The organism is Pseudoalteromonas sp. R86517 (assembly GCF_042466295.1).
In the GTDB taxonomy this organism is placed as follows: Bacteria; Pseudomonadota; Gammaproteobacteria; order Enterobacterales; family Alteromonadaceae; genus Pseudoalteromonas; species Pseudoalteromonas atlantica.
Map to the genome: position 1 here is coordinate 3,130,001 of NZ_JAXHCB010000001.1, position 20,685 is coordinate 3,150,685.

Here is a 20,685-nt window from a genome sequence, read left to right on the forward strand (position 1 = left end):
TGGGGTCGCATTATAGGGAGATCCGAAAACAGATCAACCCTTTTTTGAAGAAAACTTGAAATAAATGACTGTTCGCGTGAAATTGAAGCAAAGTGGTTACTTTAAACACTAAAAAGGCCCTTACGGGCCTTTTATATTAGTTTACGATGAGTTTCCAACCGAGTTTACTTTGCAATTTAGACTCTTGTTGTAGCTCACTAGCCATAAGAGGGTGTTCTTTTAACCAGTTATTGGCAAACTTTAAGTCTAAGGTGTCTTTTTCTACAGATAACTCAATTTTAGGAAGTACGTCGTCTTGTCGGCGCATCGATAATATTACGGCAATTCTTAATAACCTAACTAAGTATTGGGTAAGTGTACTATGTGCACCTAGAACGTCGAAGCTGCCTTTTTGAATATCGGAGCGATGTGCATTGGCAACAGCTGCAATCACTTTATGTTCAGATTGTGAAAAACCTGGCATATCGGTGTTTTCTATAATGTAGGCTGTGTGCTTGTGATATTGCTTGTACTCTATTAATAAACCAATTTCGTGTAGTTGTGCTGCCGCTTTTAAAAGCGGCAACGCATTTTCACTAACAAGCGGCCAGCTTTCACCTACTTGTTCTGCCAGTTGAATAACTAAGCTCGATACCCGATTAGCTTGCTTTTGATCAACATGGTAACGGTCCATAAACCCATCAACAGTGCGTTTACGAATGTCGTTGTTATGAAGCTCGGGCACCATACTGTAAAGCACACCTTCGCGTAGTGCACCGCCAGCTAATCCCATTTTTTCAATTTCAAGCGATTCAAATAGCGCAATTAAGATAGCTAGACCAGATACAAAAACTAATCTGCGCTCTTCGCTTAGACCAGGTAAGTCTAGTGCAGCGATAGTGCTAAACGTTATTGATTGCTCTTTTATTTTATTTAGCTTTTCTAGGGTGAGTAGTTCATCTAAGTGTTGCGCAACCATTATTTCTTGAATGGCTTGCACCGTGCCAGAAGCACCCGATGCAATTTGCCAACCTGCTTGTTTATACTCAGGGGCAATTTCATCAATGACTTCGTGGGCAGCTTTGATGGCAGCGTTAAAGTTTGCTTCACTTAATTGGCAATCTTTAAAATAGCGCTCTAAATAAGTAACGCACCCCATATTTAAGCTTTTATAGTGCAGTGCCTCAAAGCCCTTACCTATAACGACTTCGGTACTTGCACCACCAATATCAATAACTAGCTGCTTGCCAGTGCATGATGAAGTGTGTGCTACGCCTTTATAAATAGTGCGTGCTTCTAGCTCACCACTTATTACATTAATAGTATGGCCTAAGATTTTTTCGGCTTGTGCTTTGAAAACATCGGCATTCGTCGCAAGACGTAATGTGGCCGTTGCTACTATGGTTATATTTTGTTTTGGAATGTCTTGTAGGCGCTCAGCAAAAAGTGCAAGGCACTCCCAGCCTCGCTGCATTGCCTCAGTGCTTAATACGTTATCTTTATCAAGCCCTGCGGCTAATCTTACTTTGCGTTTAACGCGGCCTATAGTTTGTAGGCCGCCAGCAATTGATTTAGCAATTAGCATATGAAAGCTATTTGAGCCTAAATCAATGACTGCATACACATTTTTTTGCGGTTTAAATTGCCCCACCGTTCAAAAACCTCTAGTTACTACTACGTACAGTAACGGCCGAGTTACGACCGTCCTTTTTGGTAACTATTATTTGGGCGACGTCCGTTATTATTACTACGATTACGTGGGCCTGTAGAATAGTTGCGCTTTCTTTGAATAGTAGGCTTTGTTAAATCATCTAGCAATGCGGTTTTATCATAATGTGATAAAGGAATGCTGTGCTCTATATACTCTTCTATTTCATGCAGGTTATAAGCGTACTGCTCACATGCAAAGCTAATTGCATGACCTGATGCGCCCGCACGACCTGTACGGCCTATACGGTGAACGTAATCTTCACAATCATCTGGGAGGTCAAAGTTAAATACATGACTTACCTCAGGGATATGTAGCCCACGTGCTGCCACATCGGTTGCCACTAAAAAGTCTAATTCGCCTTTGGTGAATTGCGCTAATATAGATTGGCGTTTTTTCTGGTTTACATCGCCAGTGAGCATACCTACTCGGTGGCCATCGGCTTTTAACCAGGCATACACTGTTTCACAGCTGTGCTTTGTATTGGCAAACACAATGGCTTTCTCTGGCCATTCTTCCTCAATTAAAGTTAATAGCAGCTTAATTTTATCTTCTTGAGAAGGATGAAATAGCTCTTCTTTAATTCGCTTACCTGTTTTAACGTCTGGCTCGATTTGAACGTGCTCAGGGTTGGTCATATGTTCAAAGGCAAGTTCTTGCACGCGATAAGAAAGCGTGGCAGAAAATAATAGGTTTAATCTATCTGCTGTATCTGGCATACGGCGGAACATGTAACGAATGTCTTTTATAAAGCCTAAATCGAACATACGATCGGCTTCATCAAGCACAACTACCTCAATTTCATTAAGGGTGTAACAGCCTTGCTTGTACAAATCGATTAGGCGACCTGTAGTACCAATTAAAATATCAACGCCTTTTTCTAATTGCGCACGTTGTTTTTCGTAATCTTCGCCACCATATACTAAACCTAAGTTAAGATTACAGTGCGGCGCTAAAATTTTAGCATCTTTGTGTATCTGAATCGCAAGCTCCCGAGTCGGGGCCATGATCAGGGCTCTTGGATGTTTACTAGGTGCTTTGCTAGATTGTAATAACCGATGGCACGTGGCTGTTAAAAACGCCAACGTTTTGCCCGTACCTGTTTGTGCTTGGCCCGCGATATCGCGTCCGTCACAAATAAAAGGTAGGCATTTTGCTTGAATGGGTGTGCAATATTCAAACCCACTTTCGGTTAAACCGGCAACCACTTCCGGTGCGATAGCAAAGTCTGAAAACTTTTTATCGGTCAAATGTGTCTTAGTCATAGCGTTTAAGCATAACGTTTAAACTTGCAATAAGAAACAAGAGTGTTTAAATACGCACTAAATATTTCGCCTAACTAAATCGGAGAGCGCAATGAGCGAGAAAATAATCCAAATTACTGACGATAGCTTTGAAGCTGACGTATTACAATCAGACAAGCCTGTACTAGTAGATTTTTGGGCTGAGTGGTGCGGACCTTGTAAAATGATCGCCCCTATCCTTAATGAAGTAGCTGATGAATACGAAAGCCGTGTAACAGTTGCTAAATTAAACATTGACCAAAACGCGGGTACACCGCCTAAATTTGGTATTCGTGGTATTCCTACTCTGCTTCTTTTTAAAGACGGCCAAGTAGCTGCAACGAAAGTTGGTGCGCTTTCTAAAACTCAACTTATTGAGTTCTTAGAAAACAATATCTAAGTAAAAATTAAAAAAAAGGGCGTTTTTGCCCTTTTTTTGTGTTTATTTTGTATAAAGACTGGACGCTATGCCAGTGAACTGCTAGTTTATAAAGCCAACTAATCCTTAGTTATATTCAACAAACCTCACTCAACTATCAAAGCGATTTTGAGTATGACAATTGTAATAAAGAACCCACCAATATGCATTTACGCGAATTAAAAGACAAGTCTATAAAAGAACTTGTAAACTTAGCTGAGTCCATGGGGCTCGAAAACGTAGCCCGCTTAAGAAAGCAAGATATCATTTTTGCCATTCTTAAAGCACACGCCAAAGGCGGAGAGAACATCTTCGGTGGCGGTGTACTAGAGATTTTACAAGATGGTTTTGGTTTTTTAAGATCATCAGAAGCATCTTACTTAGCTGGCCCAGATGATATTTATGTATCTCCAAGCCAAATTCGCCGTTTCAGCATGCGTACTGGCGATTCTATTTCAGGGCTTATTCGTCCACCTAAAGATGGCGAACGCTACTTTGCTTTATTAAAAGTAAATGAAGTTAACTTCGATAAACCTGAAAACTCTCGCACTAAAATTCTTTTTGAAAACCTTACCCCACTACATGCAAACGAACGTTTTCGTATGGAACGCGGTAACGGCAGTAAAGAAGACATTACCGCTCGTGTACTTGATTTAGCATCTCCAATTGGCCGTGGCCAACGTGGTTTGTTAGTAGCACCGCCTAAAGCGGGTAAAACAATGCTACTGCAAAACATTGCACAATCAATTACTCACAATCACCCAGATGTTACATTAATGGTTTTACTTATTGATGAGCGTCCGGAGGAAGTAACCGAGATGCAACGCCTCGTTAAAGGTGAAGTTATTGCATCAACGTTTGATGAGCCAGCTTCTCGCCACGTACAAGTTGCAGAAATGGTTATTGAAAAAGCAAAACGTTTAGTTGAGCACAAAAAAGATGTGGTTATCTTGCTTGATTCAATCACCCGTTTAGCGCGTGCTTACAACACCGTTATTCCTTCATCAGGTAAAGTACTTACCGGTGGTGTTGATGCTAACGCACTGCACAAGCCTAAGCGCTTCTTTGGTGCTGCACGTAATGTTGAAGAAGGCGGTAGCTTAACGATTATAGCTACAGCTCTTATCGACACTGGCTCTAAAATGGATGAAGTTATCTACGAAGAGTTTAAAGGTACCGGTAACATGGAACTACACTTAAATCGTAAGATTGCTGAAAAGCGTGTATTCCCTGCCATCGACTTTAACCGCTCTGGTACGCGTCGTGAAGAACTACTTACTAAGCCAGATGAGCTACAAAAGCTGTGGATTTTACGTAAGATTGTTCATGAAATGTCAGAGATTGATGCAATGGAATTCTTAATTGATAAGCTTTCTATGAGCAAAACGAACGATGAATTCTTCGATTCGATGAAACGCCAATAAGCGCGTTTTCGTTACATAAAAAAAGCGCCTAGGGCGCTTTTTTTATGTTTAAACGAAATACCAATCGGCTTAGATATTTAGCCTTTCTAGCATACTAAATAAAGCGTTAATGGCGTTATAAATTTATTATGTAGAGCAACTACGTGTCAAAATTCATGCCTTATTACCACTTTATTTATCTGTCGCTATAAATGCCTAATAACCTAACACGATTGGTATCATTAACTCTCGTTATATTTTTTAAGTACACGCTGTAATTCATCTACAAGCTTTTGAATGTGTTCTTTACTTTGGCTTTGTTTATTGAGTAAAGCCATATCGAGATTTTTAGCGGCTTTGGCAATATCGTCTAACGCAAACATTTGCGCAGCACCTAAAATACGATGGCTGTCTTTTTGTAGTGCCTCTAGGTCATTACTATTATGGTGCTGACTTATGGTTTCGCTTTCAAACGTGAAGCTTTGCTTAAAACTTGTTACTAAGTCGCTCATGTCTATCTTAGCTGTATAGGCTGCCTCTTGTTTTGCTTCACCTAAATGCTGGGAAAGGGTGTTATAAAACGCGTTTTTATCTAATGGCTTACCTAAATACCCTGTAAACCCTAGGGCAAGATAATCATCAACTTCATGGCTCATTGCATTGGCCGTTAAAGCAAAAATAGGCGCTTGAAAGCCGCACTGTTGCAACAACGAAAACGCAGCGCGCCCGTCCATAATAGGCATTTGTATATCAAGCAGCACGAGGTCTGGGTATATTTGTAGGCACTTCTCAACCGCTTGCTCGCCATTTTCTACCGCAATAACTTCAAGCCCCATAGAACGTAAATAACGACTTATGAGTCTGCGATTGTCGGGATGATCCTCAGCCAGTACTACGCGCCCGGTTAACTGCTTAACCTGTTCAGCGGCGCTTACATGTTCGTACTCATCTAGCTCTTTTTCGACCTCTACACAGGGTAAAAACAGCGAAAACTGACTTCCGCGCTTAAACTCACTTTGTACGCTAATATAGCCGCCCATCATAGAGGCTAGCTGTTGAGACAAACTAAGCCCTAATCCGGTGCCACCAAAGCGGCGGCTAATACTGTTATCGGCTTGGCTAAAGCATTCAAATATTTGTTTTAGCTGTGATGAATTCATGCCAATACCGGTGTCTTTAACTATAAAAACAAGCCCTTGCTCGGTTTTGTTTAAAGACACAACAACCTGCCCCGCCTGAGTAAACTTAACAGCATTAGCACATAAATTAATGAGTATTTGCTTCACCCGCATTAAATCAAGCTTGGTATAAAACGCATTGCCTACATGGTTATCAAAACGAATTTGTAAATGCTTCGCCTTAGCCTGCGTAATAAACATGGCATGCACATCGCTAACTAGCTGCACTATGTCAAAGCACGAAATATTAAGCTCTAATCTGTTTGCTTCTATTTTACTTAAATCAAGTACGTCATTAATTAAACTTTTTAAGTGATCGCTATGTCGTTGAATTATTTTTAATTCGTCTTGTAGGTTTTCAGGCTCGTACAAACCATTAATTAAATCATCTGTTTGGCCTAAAATAGCGGTGAGCGGGGTTCTAATTTCATGGCTAATATTTGCCAAAAACTGGCTTTTAACATCATTTGCTTCTCGTAGCTCTTGGGCAATAGCTTGTAGCTCTGCTGTACGCTGCGCGACTTGTTCTTTTAATAACTGCTTAGCACGCTTTTCGGCGCCCCGACGATAAAGCGCGGTGCCCGTTACAATTACTAAAAATAATAAAACAAAAATAAAAACCGTAAGCTGCGAACGTTGGCTCATTTTTAACTTTTGTACTTTTCGTTCTTGCTTCAGCTTTTGAATTTCTTGATTTAACTGAGTAGCTTTAAATTGATTTTGTAATACAGCTAAGGCGCTGGTAATTGTTTCGCTATTTATACCGCGCTGCTCTGCTACAAACTTTTCGTGCAGAGTTAATGCCTCAGCGTAGTTGCCTTTGCTTGCCTCTAGGAGCGAGCGTGTACCAAAAGCATCGCGCTTTATACGCACACTATTATATTGTGTGGCCAAATCGGTTGCTTTATCTAAGCTTTTTTGCGAATCAGCAAGCTCGCCTCTCACAAATTGTATTTTAGCCAGTGCATGTAAGGCGTTAAGCTCTAAACTGTGATTGGCAATTTTAAGGGCATTTTGCACCCCCAATTTAGCTTGCTCGTAGGCAACATCCACGTTATTAAGAATTAAATTGATGTTTGCTAAATTAGTATATTGGGTAGATAACTTATTATAATCATTGGTAGAAATATAATAGCGCAGTGCCATTTGGTAATAATGCAGCGCTAAATCAAATTGCGAACTTTCGTAGTAAGCAACCCCTAAATTATTGTTAACTTGCGCTATGCCGCTGGTATCAGCTAATTTTTGATAAACTTTAAGTACTTCTTTATAAAATAAAATGGCGCTTTCGTAACGCGATAACCTTATGTACACCCCTGCGATATTTAGCAAAATATCAGCTTGGTCTTGAGCACTGCCCTTTTTCTCATAAATCTCTTTTGCTTTTAAATAATATTCGAGCGTTAGCTCCATATTATTCATTTCAAAGTACGCTAAACCAATATTACTTAGCAGGTTTGCAAGCTCTACTTGCTTATTGTTTTTTTCAACAATCACCATGGCGCGGCTATATTCAACAATAGCTTGCTGAAAATATCCCTGAAAATAAAACACAACGCCTTGCATTTTAATGGCTCTAAAGTGCATATCTGGTAGGTAGTTTAAGGAAGTGTGCTGTTCTAATTTTTTAAAATACAGCAGGGCATTTTCAAAATCATCTGAGGAGAAGGCTAAATCGGCAAGTTCAGAATACACACTGACCTTTTGGGATTCTGTAATATTTTTTGCTTCAAGCAGTGCATTACCGAGCGTGAGTTTTACGTCCCACTGCTGCTCTTTTTTAAATTCATCAAATAAAGATACACTATTTTGAGCAAAGCTTGGCAGTATGAACACACAACATAAAACAAATAAAAGGCACTTCAATTTGCCTTGCATAATATTATTCCTTCAAACTTTAGCTTTAGTCAGTGTAATCTTTATTGAAGATACACAACAAAACGAGTGCAAACAATGCTTAACCCCCTGATTGATGAGATTTTTGAGCTACTTTTAACTCAGCGTGTTTGGAAAGTTCATACCTTAGCTGCAACGCTCGCTCAACAAGGGGTGTTACCACCTTTAGATGCAAACCCTGAGCAAAATTTATTTAAAAAGAATTTTTTAATTATGAATGCTTTATTTGAGCTGCAAACACAGCTATTACCCAAGCACTTAATTATATCGTCATTACATATTGAACTTACAGAGCCAAGTAGCAATGTAGCAACACAATCCCATTTAAAAGGTTACTATTTAAACTGGGAAAACTACGACACCAGTGCCAAAGACATAGAGGCATTATTAGATAGTTTTTGGCAGCAATTTAACCCACTAATAAAGCAACCAGTTGGGCAAATTGAGCCATTACTTAAGGCTTGGCAACTACCGCCAAACTTTAGCCTGGCTATGCTACAAAAGCGCTGGCGGCAATTGGCATTAAAACATCATCCCGATAAGCAAACTGGGAGTGCATGTAAATTTAGACAAATAAGAGCCGAGTATGAGCAGCTAAAGCTAGCTGCTCAAAACAGGTAATTAACGGGTAAGGCGACGGGCACGAATTTTACGTCCTTTAATATTGCCCTCGGTTAATTTACGTAGCGCAGGTTTTGATGCATTGCGCTCAACGGCTACAAAGGCAACGTTATCGAGTACATTTATTTTACCTACTTGGCGTCCTGCAACACCATCTTTGCCAGTAAGTGCACCTAAAATATCACCAGCGCGCACTTTTTGCTTTTTGCCCGAGTCGATCATTAGGGTAACCATTTCAGGCTTGTAAGGCGGCTTTTCTAATAAACTAAAAGCAGGCATTGGCTCTGGCAAAAAGTCTCGTTCGTAATGGTCGCCTATTTGCGCCACTTTAAACTGCTCAGCCTCACCGTAAATAGAGCATGCAATGCCTTTTTTACCCGCTCGGCCTGTGCGCCCTACACGGTGTACATGGGTTTGTGGGTCGTGTGCTAAGTGGTAATTTATTACCATATCCATGTCGTCAATATCTAAGCCACGCGCGGCAACATCGGTAGCAACTAATATTGAGGCGCTCTTATTAGCAAAATGAATTAACGTACGCTCGCGATCACGCTGCTCTAAATCACCGTGCAACGCCACTGCGCTAAAGCCTTCACTTGCTAAATCATCACAAACTTGTTGTGTTTCTACCTTGGTATTACAAAAAACAACACAGCTTTGTGGTGTAAATTTAAGCAGTAATAATTTAAGCGTTGAGTAACGCTGTTTGTTGTTATCCATTTTGTAAAAGTATTGCTTTATTGTGCTTTTTTCTTGCTCTTCTTCTACTTTTATCATCTCTGGATTTTTTAATACGCGCTTTGCAATAGCTTCAATTGCACGCGGAAAGGTTGCACTAAATAACAACGTTTGACGATTTTGCGGTATGCGCTCAATAATGGCATCAAGGGTATCTTGAAAACCCATATCGAGCATTTGATCTGCCTCATCAAGTACCAGCGTTTCAACATCGTCTAAACGTAGTGTGCCTTTACGAATATGATCGTCCACTCGCCCAGGAGTACCCACAATAATGTGCGCGCCATGCTCAAGCGAGCCTATTTGTGGGCCAATAGAAACCCCGCCACACAAGGTTAAAATTTTAATATTGTGAATACCGCGGGCAAGTTTGCGCATTTCTACCGCCACTTGCTCGGCCAGTTCGCGCGTTGGACAAAGTACAAGCGATTGAATACGAAAACGTTTTACATTTAATTTAGCTAACACACCTAAACTAAAAGCAGCTGTTTTACCTGAACCGGTTTTTGCTTGCGCAATTATATCTTTACCTGCCAAAACTGGCGGTAAGCTTTGCGCTTGTACAGGCGTCATTTGCGAGTAGCCAAGTGTTGATAAATTATCAACTAAACCAGCAGGTAAAGCCAAAGATGAAAATGCAGTAGAAGTCACAATTAATTCCAAAATAATAAAAACAACACAGGGCTTAGCCCCAAAATATGAGCTGTATAATAGCAGAATTCAGATAAGGCAACCATTAATACCCGATGACCATTATTTTACGATGCGTTAATCCTTGTTAATAAAAAAGTTGCAAATGATACTAGTTTTCATTAAGATCTCCAAAAATTTTAACACCCTAACACTGGATGTAATTGATGAAACTAAACTCACTGTACGTAGCACTTGTTGGTGCCATTAGCACAAGCGCCTTTGCCGCCCCTACTGACCTAGAGCGAATTGAAGTTAAAGGCAGCTATTTCAACGACTACAAAGTCGACAACGCCAACGGAGCAATGAGAACATCAGCGTCATTGTTAGAAACAGCGCAATCAGTCACTGTTATTAGCGATACAATAATTAGCGAGCAATTAGCAACCACTCTTGGCGAAGTGCTTACTAACGATGCAAGTTTAACTGCCGGCTCTCAACAACGTAACCGTGAAGTATTTAACTTACGTGGCTTTGAGCTTAGCTCTTCAACAGGCTACTTACGTGATGGGCACCAACATTGGTCTCACTACCAGCAACCGATTGAAATTCTACAACAAGTAGAAGTTATTAAAGGCCCATCAAGTATTTTATACGGACAATCAGGTCCAGGTGGCTTGATAAACATGGTGACAAAAAAGCCTACAGCAACCACATTATTTAACGCCAGTGCAGATGTAGACCAACATGGCTCTACCCGCTTCATGCTAGACGCGGCTGGTGCACTTACCGACGCTGAAGATTTACGTGCACGCGGTATTTTAGTAAAACAAGATGTTGATTACTGGCGCGAATACCAAAACGGCGAAAACCGTGAACGCGACCGCTTTTTAGGCGCTGTAATTGTTGATTACGATTTAAGCGATAACGCATTAGTACGCGTGCATTACGACCGCACAGACGATGAAGCAGGCCTTGATACAGGTGCATGGATAGATGACAACGCTAATGTGATTGGCGATGACAAAACCATTCGCGATATGTCTTGGGCATTTACCGACATAACGGTAGAAAACTTAGGCGTAGATTTTGAAGTGTACTTAAACGATCACTGGCAAGTTAAGCTTGGTTACAACGAGCAAACATTTGAGCGCCAGCGTTTTGAGTCATCTCCTAGTCGAAATTCTTACATCTCACAAACGAATACATACACTTCGAACCCATACGATCGTTTTGATGATTGGCAATTCACCACTGCATTTATTGATTTTATTGGTGAATTTGAAACGGCTGGCATACAACACCAATTTCTAATCGGTGCGAACTCGCTTGACTACTATTATGGTCAACTACGCACATCTGCTGATTCATTTAGTTTTACAGCAGGCCAAAATGAACCTGCCCGCCCAGATGTCAGCTATAAAACTGATCTCACTAAAAGCGAAACTGAATATGACTACTACGGTGTATACGCCCAAGATTTAATTACTTTTTCACCACAATGGCAAGTGTCTGTTGGCGGTCGCTTTGATAAGCAAACACGTGAAGGACAAAATAACGAGTCGTTTTTGCCTAAATTCGGCGTACTTTATCACCCGAATGCATCTGCAACTATTTATGCCAGTTATACAGAAGGTTTTGAGCCACAAAACGAAACCATTACTAACGAAGAAGATATCAACTTTGGTATGAAAATAGATGCTGTCACCTCTGAACAAAGAGAGCTTGGTATTAAATGGCAGCTATTTGATGAGCGTTTAATGCTTAGCGGTGCTATTTTCGATATAAGTAAAAATGGAACCTTAGTTACAGAACAACTTGAAACACCTATCGGCTCAATTACCACTGAAACAAACCAAGTTGGTGAACAGCGTCATAAAGGTTTTGAAATGGCAGCACAAGGTGCAGCAACTGACCGTTTATTTGTTATGGCATCTGCAATGTATTTAGATGCTAACTATGAAAGAGCGAACGAAAATCTACAAGGTAAACGACCTACCGATGCCCCTAAATGGTCTGCATCACTTTGGACACGCTATGAGTTAAACGACACCATTGCGTTTAATGCCGGTGCTTTTTATGAAGGTGAACGCTTTGCAGATAGCGATAATTCTATTACCAAAGATGCCTATACACGTATAGATGTTGGTGCAACTTATAAGTTTAACATGAGTAACACCGATATAAATCTTCGCCTTAACGTTGAAAATCTATTTGATACTGATTACTTAGGTGGCGGCGGTAATGGTAATGTAACTATTGGCGAAGGCACCAATGTACGCCTAGCAGCTCAATTTAGCTTTTAAGTTATAAAACTTATACTTATAAAGCCCGCACAATAATAATTGTGCGGGCTTTTTACTGCCTATTAAAAACACCACTGCATTCATCTCATCTATTTTTTAAAGCCTTTAAAAAGTGCTCTAATACACTTAATTATAAAAAGGCTTACTCTATATGAAAAAAATTATTACAGCGCTACTAATGACTAGCAGCCTCAGCGTTAGCGCAAACAATGCAGAATTCACCACAACGCAATTACAACAGGTTGATGAGGTGCGCACTGCTGCACTTAAAAGCCATTTAAGCTACGAGCTACTCGAGTCACTCACAACAGAAGTTGGCCCTCGCTTACCCGGCACTGAAAACGATAAAAAAGCAGTAGCATGGGCTAAAGCAAAATTTAACGAACTTGGTTTTGATAAAGTATGGCTTGAAGAAGCAACATTTCCAAAATGGCGCCGTTATAGCGAAAGCGGAAAAATACTCACCCCAAGTGAGCAACCTCTGCATTTAACTGCGCTGGGTAACAGTGTAAGCACACCTGATGATGGCATTAGTGCACCGGTTGTGTTGTTTGAAACATTGGATGAGCTAATTGCAGCACCAGCAAATAGCTTAGAAGGTAAAATTGCCTATATTAATTACCGCATGAACCGCGACATAGACGGCAACGGATACGGCCCCGCAGTAAAAGCACGTGCCACAGGCGCAATTGAAGCTGCAAAAAAAGGCGCGGTTGCTTACATGATGCGCTCAGTGAGCACAGCTCACCATCGCTTTGCTCACACTGGTGGTAGTTACTATAAAGAAGGGGTTAAAAAAATACCTAACGTAACTATTGCCAACCCGGATGCGGATCAAATAGCGCGCTTAGTGGCCTTAAACAAAAAGGTAACGGTTAATATAAATGTACAAACACAAAGCCTAGGAGAAGGCACAAGCTATAACGTTATAGGCCAATTTAATGGCACCGAAAACCCAGAACAATATGTGTTAATTGGCGGCCACCTAGACTCGTGGGATTTAGGCACTGGCGCATTAGATGATGGTGCAGGTGTTGCGCTAACAATGGCTGCGGCTAAACACATTAGCGATGTTAAACGCCCTAAGCGCAGTATTCGTGTTGTACTGTTTGCAGCAGAAGAGCTTGGACTTTGGGGTGCAAAAGCTTACTTTGCACAACACAAAAGTGACTTACACAATATAGTTGCAGCTGCTGAGTCGGACTTTGGCGCCGATGTAGTATATGGTTTTGAGTCAAATGTTAATGCGGCTTCTCTGCCAGTAGTGCGTGCCATAGCAAAAGAGCTGGCTGCGTTAAACATTGAGTACATTGGTAAAAACCAGGCTAACGGCGGGCCGGATTTAATCCCATTTAAAAAAGCGGTGTCGGCACCTATATTTGAGTTGGCCCAAGATGGCACTGATTACTTTGATTACCATCACACAGCTGATGACACTCTCGATAAAGTAACGCCTGCTAAACTGCGCCAAAATACCGCTGCCTATGCTGTATTTGCGTTAATGGCAGCAGATGCCAAAACAACAATTCAACCGAAAGCGCAGGCTAACTAATAACTGACATACTTACTTACAGTTTGTCGCTTTGATAAACGCACTCCTTGTTTTACCTTTATATAAATTAGATAAAACAAGGAGTGTGCGGGCATGTTGCTTTTCAATACGAGTCAGTCGTTTCCTCATTTTGCACAAACACAGTGCTGCCCTAACTGCCATAGCCGCGCCTATCATCTAATAAACCAAAGTCGTTTTTTACGCTTTACGGTTATTCCGGTTCTACCTTTAGCACTAAACTATAAATACGAATGCTATCAATGCGGCCATAATGCGCCTGTAAAGTTAAAGCAGTTACCGATGTTTGAAATTTTCACTCTACCTAAATACTTTATAGGGGTATTTTTAGCGTTATGGGTGGGGCTATTTTTTTACCAACAACACGCTGCAGCGCAAGCGCAAAAGCAAAGCTACTTAACTAACCCTAAAGCCTACGATACGTATTTAGTACACGCTGATAAATTTACTCATGAGCCATGGACACTCACCAACTTAAAAGTTGCGCAAGTTTTAAGTTTTGACGAGCAGTTTATTACGTTTCAAGTAAGTAACTACAGCTATAAGCGCAACAAAGGCATTACTACTGCAATGCGTACCAGCTTATTAGTACAAAGAGGTTACTTCTCAGATGACAAAATTACTTTGCCTCGTAGCGAAGTAAAAAGACTTTACAGCGACGGGGTGATTTACGATGTACTGCGCCCCTCAGCAAACAGTTTATATGGTGGTTTTGTAATGTTTCCGCCAAAACCAAAACCGCTATATAAAGGCTTAAAGCTCGACAAAAATAACCAACAGGGCATTACGTATTTTAAAAACGAACAGTATAGCGATGCGCTTGAGAGTTTTACTCTAGCCGCAAATGCCGGCTCGCAATGGGGGCAGCTCAATCTTGCGCAAATGTACCGAGATGGACAAGGCGTGACTCAAAATGTACAAACAGCAAAACATTGGTATGAGCAGGCAATAGCGCAAGGTAATAGCAAAGCTAAAATAGAATTAGAGGAAATGTGCGATAAAGCAAACTGCAAATAAAAAATGGCCAGTTTAACTGGCCATTTTCAATCTTCGTTCATACTTATAATTAGAAAGTCATATGCTCATCTAAAAAGTTAAGTACCTGCTTGTAGTAGCGCGTTCTGTGCTCTGCTTTATAAAAGCCATGCCCTTCATCTTCAAGTAACTCGTATATGTAAGGATGGTTTTCTTTTTTTAGCGCTGCAACTAAAGACTCAGCTTGCTCAATTGGTGCTCTTTCATCCTGCCCACCATGTACAATTAAAACTGGCGCTTTAAGCTTGTCTATGTTGTAGCTAGGTGAAAAACGCTTTAACAGTGCCTCATCAGTACCAAGCGCGCTTTTAAGATAGCGCTGTCCACTGTCACGTTCAGAGATATCGCCTTCTTCAAACATTAGCGGTAAATCGTACACCCCAACGACACCAATAGCACACTGAAACATATCAGGTTCTAAAATTGCACTTTGTAGTGCCGAATAGCCACCAAAACTTGCGCCCATTATACAAATATTATCTTCATTTACAGTGCCTTGCTCTATTAAGTATTTTACACCGTCAATAATGTCGTATTGTATTTCAGCACCCCATTTTTTATGTCCGGCATGTTCAAAGTTGCGGCCAAAGCCACCAGAACCTCTAAAGTTAACTTTGAGTACTGCAATGCCTCTACTGGCTAATAGCTGAGCTTCGCTCTCATAGCCCCACCAATCTCTCGGTCCATGAGGCCCACCGTGAGGCATAACAACTAAAGGTAAGTTTTTCTCATCAGTATTATTAGGGATGGTTAAATATCCGTATATTGTTAAGCCATCTCGCGCTTTATAATTTACAGGTTTGGTTATAGCCATTTCACTTGGCTTGATCCAGCTTTTAGTCGCAAACAAAAAGCGTAAGCTATTCTTTTTGGCATCGAACAAGTAGTAACTGCCAGGATTAGTATCGCTTGACGCAAAGATAATACTCTTCTCACCATCTTTAGTACTACTAACAAGCTGAACTTGCTGCCCTTGAAGCGATTGTATTAATGCCTTTAAGCGCTCACTTTTATGTGAATTATTTATAAAGGAATAGGCAGGATAGCCAAGCTCATTTTCAATTGCGAATAATTCTTTAGAAACTTCATCTACCCACACTTTTTTTGGAGAGACCTGTGGTTCTTTATGTAAAAGCTCAAACTTTTTGCTCTCTAAATTTAGTTTATAAAGCCCCTTTGCTTCGCCATTTTCTGACGCTGTAACATAAACAGAAGCCCCCGTACTATCAAACGCATGGAGGCTAATATCAGTGTATTTTAACTCTCCTAAATCAAGCTGTTGCCATTCACTACCTGACTTCTCACGGGTATAAATTTTTTGGTTAATGTAATCATCGTTTGAAACAGCAACACGCACATTACCATCATGATCTGTTAAAAAGCCTGCCATTCTTGATGGTGAGCGAGCGACTCTTTTTCGCTTTCCACTGTAAATATCAACTTCATAAACTATTGTATGCGGCTCATTTGAAGCGCTCCATGGGTAGGTCAGGATCAGCATTTTACGCCTATCATGAATAAGCGGGTCTAGTACATAAGAAGTACCTAGTATGGGTGTCGCTTTTTTTATACGGGTTCCTGTTTGCATTTCACCTTGGTAACCCACTAGGTATTTGCCTTGGCTACCATCAGCATTTACACCAAAAAGCTCACCATGAAATTCGGGATGATCTTTCCAGCCTTTAATGTACTCTTTAGCCAGTACAATTCTTTCATTGTTAACCCAATAATAATTACCAACCTGGGCATCATTAGGAAACCTAATTGCATGACTTACTTTAAATGTATCAGTGCTTAGCACCATTAATACATTTTTTCCTTCAGGGCGAGTTATTACAGCTAAGTATTTTCCATCAGGTGAAATTTTCACACCTGCAAACTCTATATCTTTACTAAAGCTTTCTATCGGTACCAAGTCGTTACTTGCTGTAGTATGAGAGCTAAAAATACTAGCCAGCAATAAAGACAGACAAGCCAAAAACTTATTCATTAAAGTTCCTTTTATTTATTTTTGATTGAGCTTTTATGTTACATACTTTTAACAAAAATATACACCATACTTCTTCCCTTTATGTAAACAGGCGTAAATTAATAGGGTTATAAATCTAATGCTTAGGGTTAGTAAGCTTACTCCAAACTAAATGCAGAATAACAATGCATAGCCCTGCTACTACTCCTAGTAATCCGTCAAATATAAGGGGGGCTAATGTTTCGCCGGTGCCATTTAATAACGACTTGCCTATGGCTATTACTTCTAATTGCCAATGATGTAGTAGCTCAATACCGTGGGATAAAATGCCGCCACCGACTAAAAACATGGCCACCGTGCCGGCAAAGGCTAAAAATTGCATAAGCCTTGGTGCTGCAGCTAATAACCCCTTACCAAGCATCTCTTTAAATTTATTAGCCGACACCTTTGATTGATTAAGCAAGTACAACCCCGCGTCATCAAGCTTTACAATACCGGCTACAAGGCCGTATACACCTATGGTCATTAATACGGCTATAACACATAATACAAGCGCCTGATTTACAAGTGTGGCACCTGCAACCGTTCCTAAGGTGATCACTATAATTTCGGCAGAGAGAATAAAGTCGGTGCGTATGGCTCCTTTTACTTTTTGCTTTTCATACTCAGCTGGGTCTAATTGTTGCGACTCATCAGCCTCTTTTTCGGGGTGAGGTAAAAACCGAGTAAATACTTTCTCAGCGCCTTCAAAACATAAAAATAAGCCACCGATTATTAGCAGCGGGGTTATTAACCAAGGCAGCCATACACTTATGAGCAATGCACCAGGCACCAAAATGGCTTTATTTAAAAATGAGCCCTTTGCCACAGCCCAAACTACAGGTAATTCGCGGTCGGCTGTAACCCCTGTAACTTGCTGAGCATTAAGTGCTAAGTCGTCACCAAGTACACCGGCTGTTTTTTTAGTGGCGACTTTACTCATTGTGGCAATGTCATCAAGTAAGGTGGTTATATCATCAAGTAATGTTAAAAGGTTAATGCCTGCCATGTTGCTTCCTAGCTAAAAAATAATGCTATCAACATAGCGTAATCCGTAATTTTCACCAACGGTTAATTTTGCTTTGTTATGCTGATTAAACGCACTGATTTTTATCAATGGCAAACTTACTTAGGGGATATTAATGAAAGCATTGGTGGTTATTTTTACAAGCATGCTGGTTTTATCAGCCTGTAGTAATGAGTCTAAAAGTACCCACTACTTATGCAACGAGCGCGTAGTAGAATTAGCCCACCAAGGAGCGGGGGCAACACTTACTTTAAATGAGCAAACATATACGCTTAATAAAGAGCCGAGCGCATCAGGGGTAAAGTATATTAATGAGCGAGTGCTATTTTGGTCTAAAGCCGATGAAGCCATGCTGATTGTTTCAGGTAATAAATACCATTGCCAACTTCAACAAGCCGACGCCTTATAATTTTGTCGTTCGCGATTTAAACTTTTTCTTTTTTCTCATCGTAATAAATAGCCTGTTTTTACGCTAAACAACTGCACATGCATTTGTTGTTTAGTTGGGTATAATACTTTCACTTTTTGCTTAGTAGCGGCCTACCATGAAATATAAAGATTTACGTGATTTTATCGATTTGCTTGAAAAAAAAGGCGAACTTAAACGAATTACTCAAGAAATCGACCCGTATCTTGAAATGACCGAAATAGCCGACCGTACATTACGTGCTAAAGGCCCCGCATTATTGTTCGAAAACCCAAAAGGTCACAGTATGCCTGTGCTTGCAAACTTATTTGGTACACCTAAACGCGTTGCTATGGGCATGGGCCAAGAAGATGTAAGCGAGCTGCGTGAAGTTGGCACGCTACTCGCTTTTTTAAAAGAGCCCGAGCCACCAAAAGGGATTAAAGAAGCACTAGGGCAAATTCCGGTATTTAAACAAGTACTCAATATGCCGGCTAAAGAAGTTAAAAAAGCACCGTGCCAACAAGTTGTTCTAGAAGGTGACGAGGTAGATTTAACTAAGTTACCAATACAGCATTGTTGGCCTGGAGATGCCGCTCCCCTTATTACTTGGGGTTTAACCGTTACCAAAGGGCCTTATAAAAAGCGCCAAAATTTGGGTATTTACCGCCAGCAGCTATTAGGTAAAAATAAAATAATTATGCGTTGGTTATCGCATCGCGGTGGCGCACTCGATTTTCAAGAATGGTGTAAAGAAAACCCTGGCGAGCCTTACCCGGTTTCGGTTGCATTAGGGGCTGATCCTGCCACTATTTTAGGTGCGGTGACACCTGTGCCAGACACGTTAAGCGAATATGCCTTTGCTGGGTTACTGCGTGGTAGTAAAACAGAAGTGGTTAAGTCAATTTCAAATGACTTACAGGTCCCTGCCAGTGCCGAAATAGTACTTGAAGGCTACATTATGCCTGGCGAAATGGCTCCCGAGGGGCCATATGGCGATCACACTGGTTATTACAATGAAGTTGATGACTTTCCTGTGATGACAGTGACCCATTTAACACACCGTAAAAACCCAATTTACCACAGTACATTTACCGGCCGTCCACCTGATGAGCCAGCTATTTTAGGTGTGGCATTAAACGAAGTGTTTGTGCCTATATTGCAAAAGCAATTTCCAGAAATCGTCGACTTTTATTTGCCACCCGAAGGCTGCTCTTACCGTATGGCCGTGGTAACCATGAAAAAACAATACCCAGGCCATGCTAAGCGCGTCATGATGGGCGTATGGTCGTTTTTACGTCAGTTTATGTACACTAAGTTTGTTATTGTTTGCGATGATGATGTAAATGCCCGTGACTGGAACGATGTTATTTGGGCCATCACTACCCGTATGGACCCTGCGCGCGACACCACATTAATTGAAAACACGCCAATAGATTACCTCGATTTTGCATCGCCAGTATCTGGGCTTGGCTCAAAAATGGGCATGGATGCAACAAATAAGTGGCCAGGTGAAACCGACCGCGAATGGGGCGAGCCAATTGTCATGGATAAAGCGACAAAAGATCGTGTTGACGAAATTTGGCAAAGCCTCGATATACTTTAAGCACGCTTAGTGAATATAAACAGGCTATAAAATAACCCCGCAGATATGTTAATATTGCTCCACTTAACTGCATATCTGCGTAAACGCTGCTAAAAGGTAAAAAATGCAAACATTAAAAGCTGAAGTTGTTGCCATCAGCCCACTTACAGAATTTGTTCATAAAGTAATTTTAAAGCCTCAACAACCTGTTACGTTTGAAGCTGGCCAATACATGCAACTTGTACTTGGCGAAAAAGACAAGCGCGCATTTTCGATTGCAAGTCGTCCATCGCAATGTGATGAAATAGAGCTTCATATTGGCGCATCTAAAGCCGATTCATACGCAATGCAATCGCTTGAGCATTTGCGTAATGCGCATCAAAATAATACACCGGTAGATATAGAAGCCGGCCTTGGTGTATCGCAACTACGCCTTCAATGCGAGCGCCCTATTATTTTATTGGCTGGCGGCACTGGTTTTTCTTATGCAAAATCAATGGCTGATCACTTAGCTGAAATTAACTGCGACCGCCCGGTATTATTTTACTGGGGTGTTAAAGAAGAGTCTGCATTGTATGCTCACAGCGAAATGCAAGCATGGGCAGAGAGTAACGAGCACTTTGAATTTATTCCTGTTGTAGAAAACCCATCTGCTAATTGGCAAGGCCACACCGGGTTTGTACACAAAGCAGTCATGCAAGATATTGTGTCGTTAGAACCTTACGACATTTATATGGCTGGTCGCTTTGACATGATTGGCATTGTCCGGGATGACTTTATTGCTCACGGCGCTGTTCGCGAAAACATGTACGCCGATGCATTCGCGTTTATAAAATAAATTTTTATTTATAATACAAAGGCGCCCCATGGCGCCTTTGTTATTTCTATCAAATT

At 40.9% G+C, this 20,685-nt stretch carries 15 protein-coding genes; 9 read left to right on the forward strand and 6 right to left on the reverse strand.

All coding sequences use genetic code 11. The features are described 5' to 3' along the window. Window positions 1-136: 136 nt before the first annotated feature. Window positions 137-1,630, reverse strand: a complete 1,494-nt coding sequence (gene gppA, locus SJY38_RS14165; RefSeq protein ID WP_096040975.1) for a guanosine-5'-triphosphate,3'-diphosphate diphosphatase — start codon at window positions 1,628-1,630, stop codon at window positions 137-139. A gap of 44 nt (window positions 1,631-1,674) precedes the next feature. Beyond that, window positions 1,675-2,952: an ATP-dependent RNA helicase RhlB gene (gene rhlB / locus SJY38_RS14170; RefSeq protein WP_024032051.1), complete on the reverse strand. Its 1,278-nt coding sequence runs from the start codon at window positions 2,950-2,952 to the stop codon at window positions 1,675-1,677. Between the two features lie 91 nt (window positions 2,953-3,043). Between rhlB and trxA the strand changes: the two genes are divergently transcribed. Together trxA and rho are read left to right on the forward strand one after the other, a co-directional pair. Beyond that, window positions 3,044-3,370, forward strand: a complete 327-nt coding sequence (gene trxA / locus SJY38_RS14175; protein ID WP_004588957.1) for a thioredoxin TrxA — start codon at window positions 3,044-3,046, stop codon at window positions 3,368-3,370. Window positions 3,371-3,552: 182 nt separating this feature from the next. Beyond that, window positions 3,553-4,812, forward strand: a complete 1,260-nt coding sequence (rho, locus tag SJY38_RS14180; RefSeq protein ID WP_004588958.1) for a transcription termination factor Rho — start codon at window positions 3,553-3,555, stop codon at window positions 4,810-4,812. Window positions 4,813-5,033: 221 nt separating this feature from the next. Here rho and SJY38_RS14185 read toward each other — a convergent pair whose 3' ends face one another. Beyond that, window positions 5,034-7,847 carry a tetratricopeptide repeat protein gene (locus tag SJY38_RS14185; protein WP_273587995.1) on the reverse strand — a complete coding sequence of 938 codons (2,814 nt, stop codon included), beginning with the start codon at window positions 7,845-7,847 and terminating at the stop codon, window positions 5,034-5,036. Window positions 7,848-7,922: 75 nt separating this feature from the next. On the opposite strand from SJY38_RS14185, the gene SJY38_RS14190 reads away from it, so the two are divergent. Further along, window positions 7,923-8,486, forward strand: coding sequence for a DNA-J related domain-containing protein (locus SJY38_RS14190; RefSeq protein WP_273589732.1), 564 nt, complete (start codon window positions 7,923-7,925; stop codon window positions 8,484-8,486). On the opposite strand, the gene dbpA is transcribed toward SJY38_RS14190, so the two are convergent. Next, a complete protein-coding gene (dbpA, locus tag SJY38_RS14195) occupies window positions 8,487-9,875 on the reverse strand; it encodes an ATP-dependent RNA helicase DbpA (RefSeq protein ID WP_055019977.1) in 1,389 nt (462 codons plus the stop codon). A 206-nt stretch (window positions 9,876-10,081) separates the two neighbouring features. Between dbpA and SJY38_RS14200 the strand changes: the two genes are divergently transcribed. The 3 genes from SJY38_RS14200 (at window position 10,082) to SJY38_RS14210 (ending at window position 14,747) form a co-directional block, all read left to right on the forward strand. Continuing rightward, a complete protein-coding gene (locus SJY38_RS14200; protein WP_054983728.1) occupies window positions 10,082-12,160 on the forward strand; it encodes a TonB-dependent siderophore receptor in 2,079 nt (692 codons plus the stop codon). 151 nt (window positions 12,161-12,311) lie between these two features. After that, window positions 12,312-13,712, forward strand: a complete 1,401-nt coding sequence (locus SJY38_RS14205; protein ID WP_286744982.1) for a M20/M25/M40 family metallo-hydrolase — start codon at window positions 12,312-12,314, stop codon at window positions 13,710-13,712. 93 nt (window positions 13,713-13,805) lie between these two features. Beyond that, window positions 13,806-14,747, forward strand: coding sequence for a tetratricopeptide repeat protein (locus SJY38_RS14210; protein ID WP_273587989.1), 942 nt, complete (start codon window positions 13,806-13,808; stop codon window positions 14,745-14,747). Window positions 14,748-14,796: 49 nt separating this feature from the next. Here the strand turns inward: SJY38_RS14210 and SJY38_RS14215 are convergent, their stop codons facing one another. Then, entirely contained in the window at window positions 14,797-16,755 is a 1,959-nt protein-coding gene (locus tag SJY38_RS14215; RefSeq protein WP_286744987.1) for a S9 family peptidase, read from the reverse strand. Between the two features lie 115 nt (window positions 16,756-16,870). Further along, window positions 16,871-17,782, reverse strand: coding sequence for a DUF808 domain-containing protein (locus SJY38_RS14220; RefSeq protein WP_273604174.1), 912 nt, complete (start codon window positions 17,780-17,782; stop codon window positions 16,871-16,873). A gap of 133 nt (window positions 17,783-17,915) precedes the next feature. Here SJY38_RS14220 and SJY38_RS14225 point away from each other — a divergent pair, with 133 nt between their 5' ends. The 3 genes from SJY38_RS14225 (at window position 17,916) to fre (ending at window position 20,629) form a co-directional block, all read left to right on the forward strand. Continuing rightward, the gene (locus tag SJY38_RS14225) at window positions 17,916-18,209 is read left to right on the forward strand and encodes an MliC family protein (protein WP_024032060.1); all 294 of its coding nucleotides are present in this window, start codon (window positions 17,916-17,918) and stop codon (window positions 18,207-18,209) included. Window positions 18,210-18,345: 136 nt separating this feature from the next. Then, on the forward strand, window positions 18,346-19,812 hold the full coding sequence (ubiD, locus tag SJY38_RS14230; RefSeq protein WP_286744992.1) for a 4-hydroxy-3-polyprenylbenzoate decarboxylase: 1,467 nt from the start codon (window positions 18,346-18,348) through the stop codon (window positions 19,810-19,812). Window positions 19,813-19,915: 103 nt separating this feature from the next. After that, window positions 19,916-20,629 (forward strand): NAD(P)H-flavin reductase, encoded by a 714-nt coding sequence (gene fre / locus SJY38_RS14235; protein ID WP_273607460.1) that lies wholly within the window; start codon window positions 19,916-19,918, stop codon window positions 20,627-20,629. Window positions 20,630-20,685: the final 56 nt, after the last annotated feature.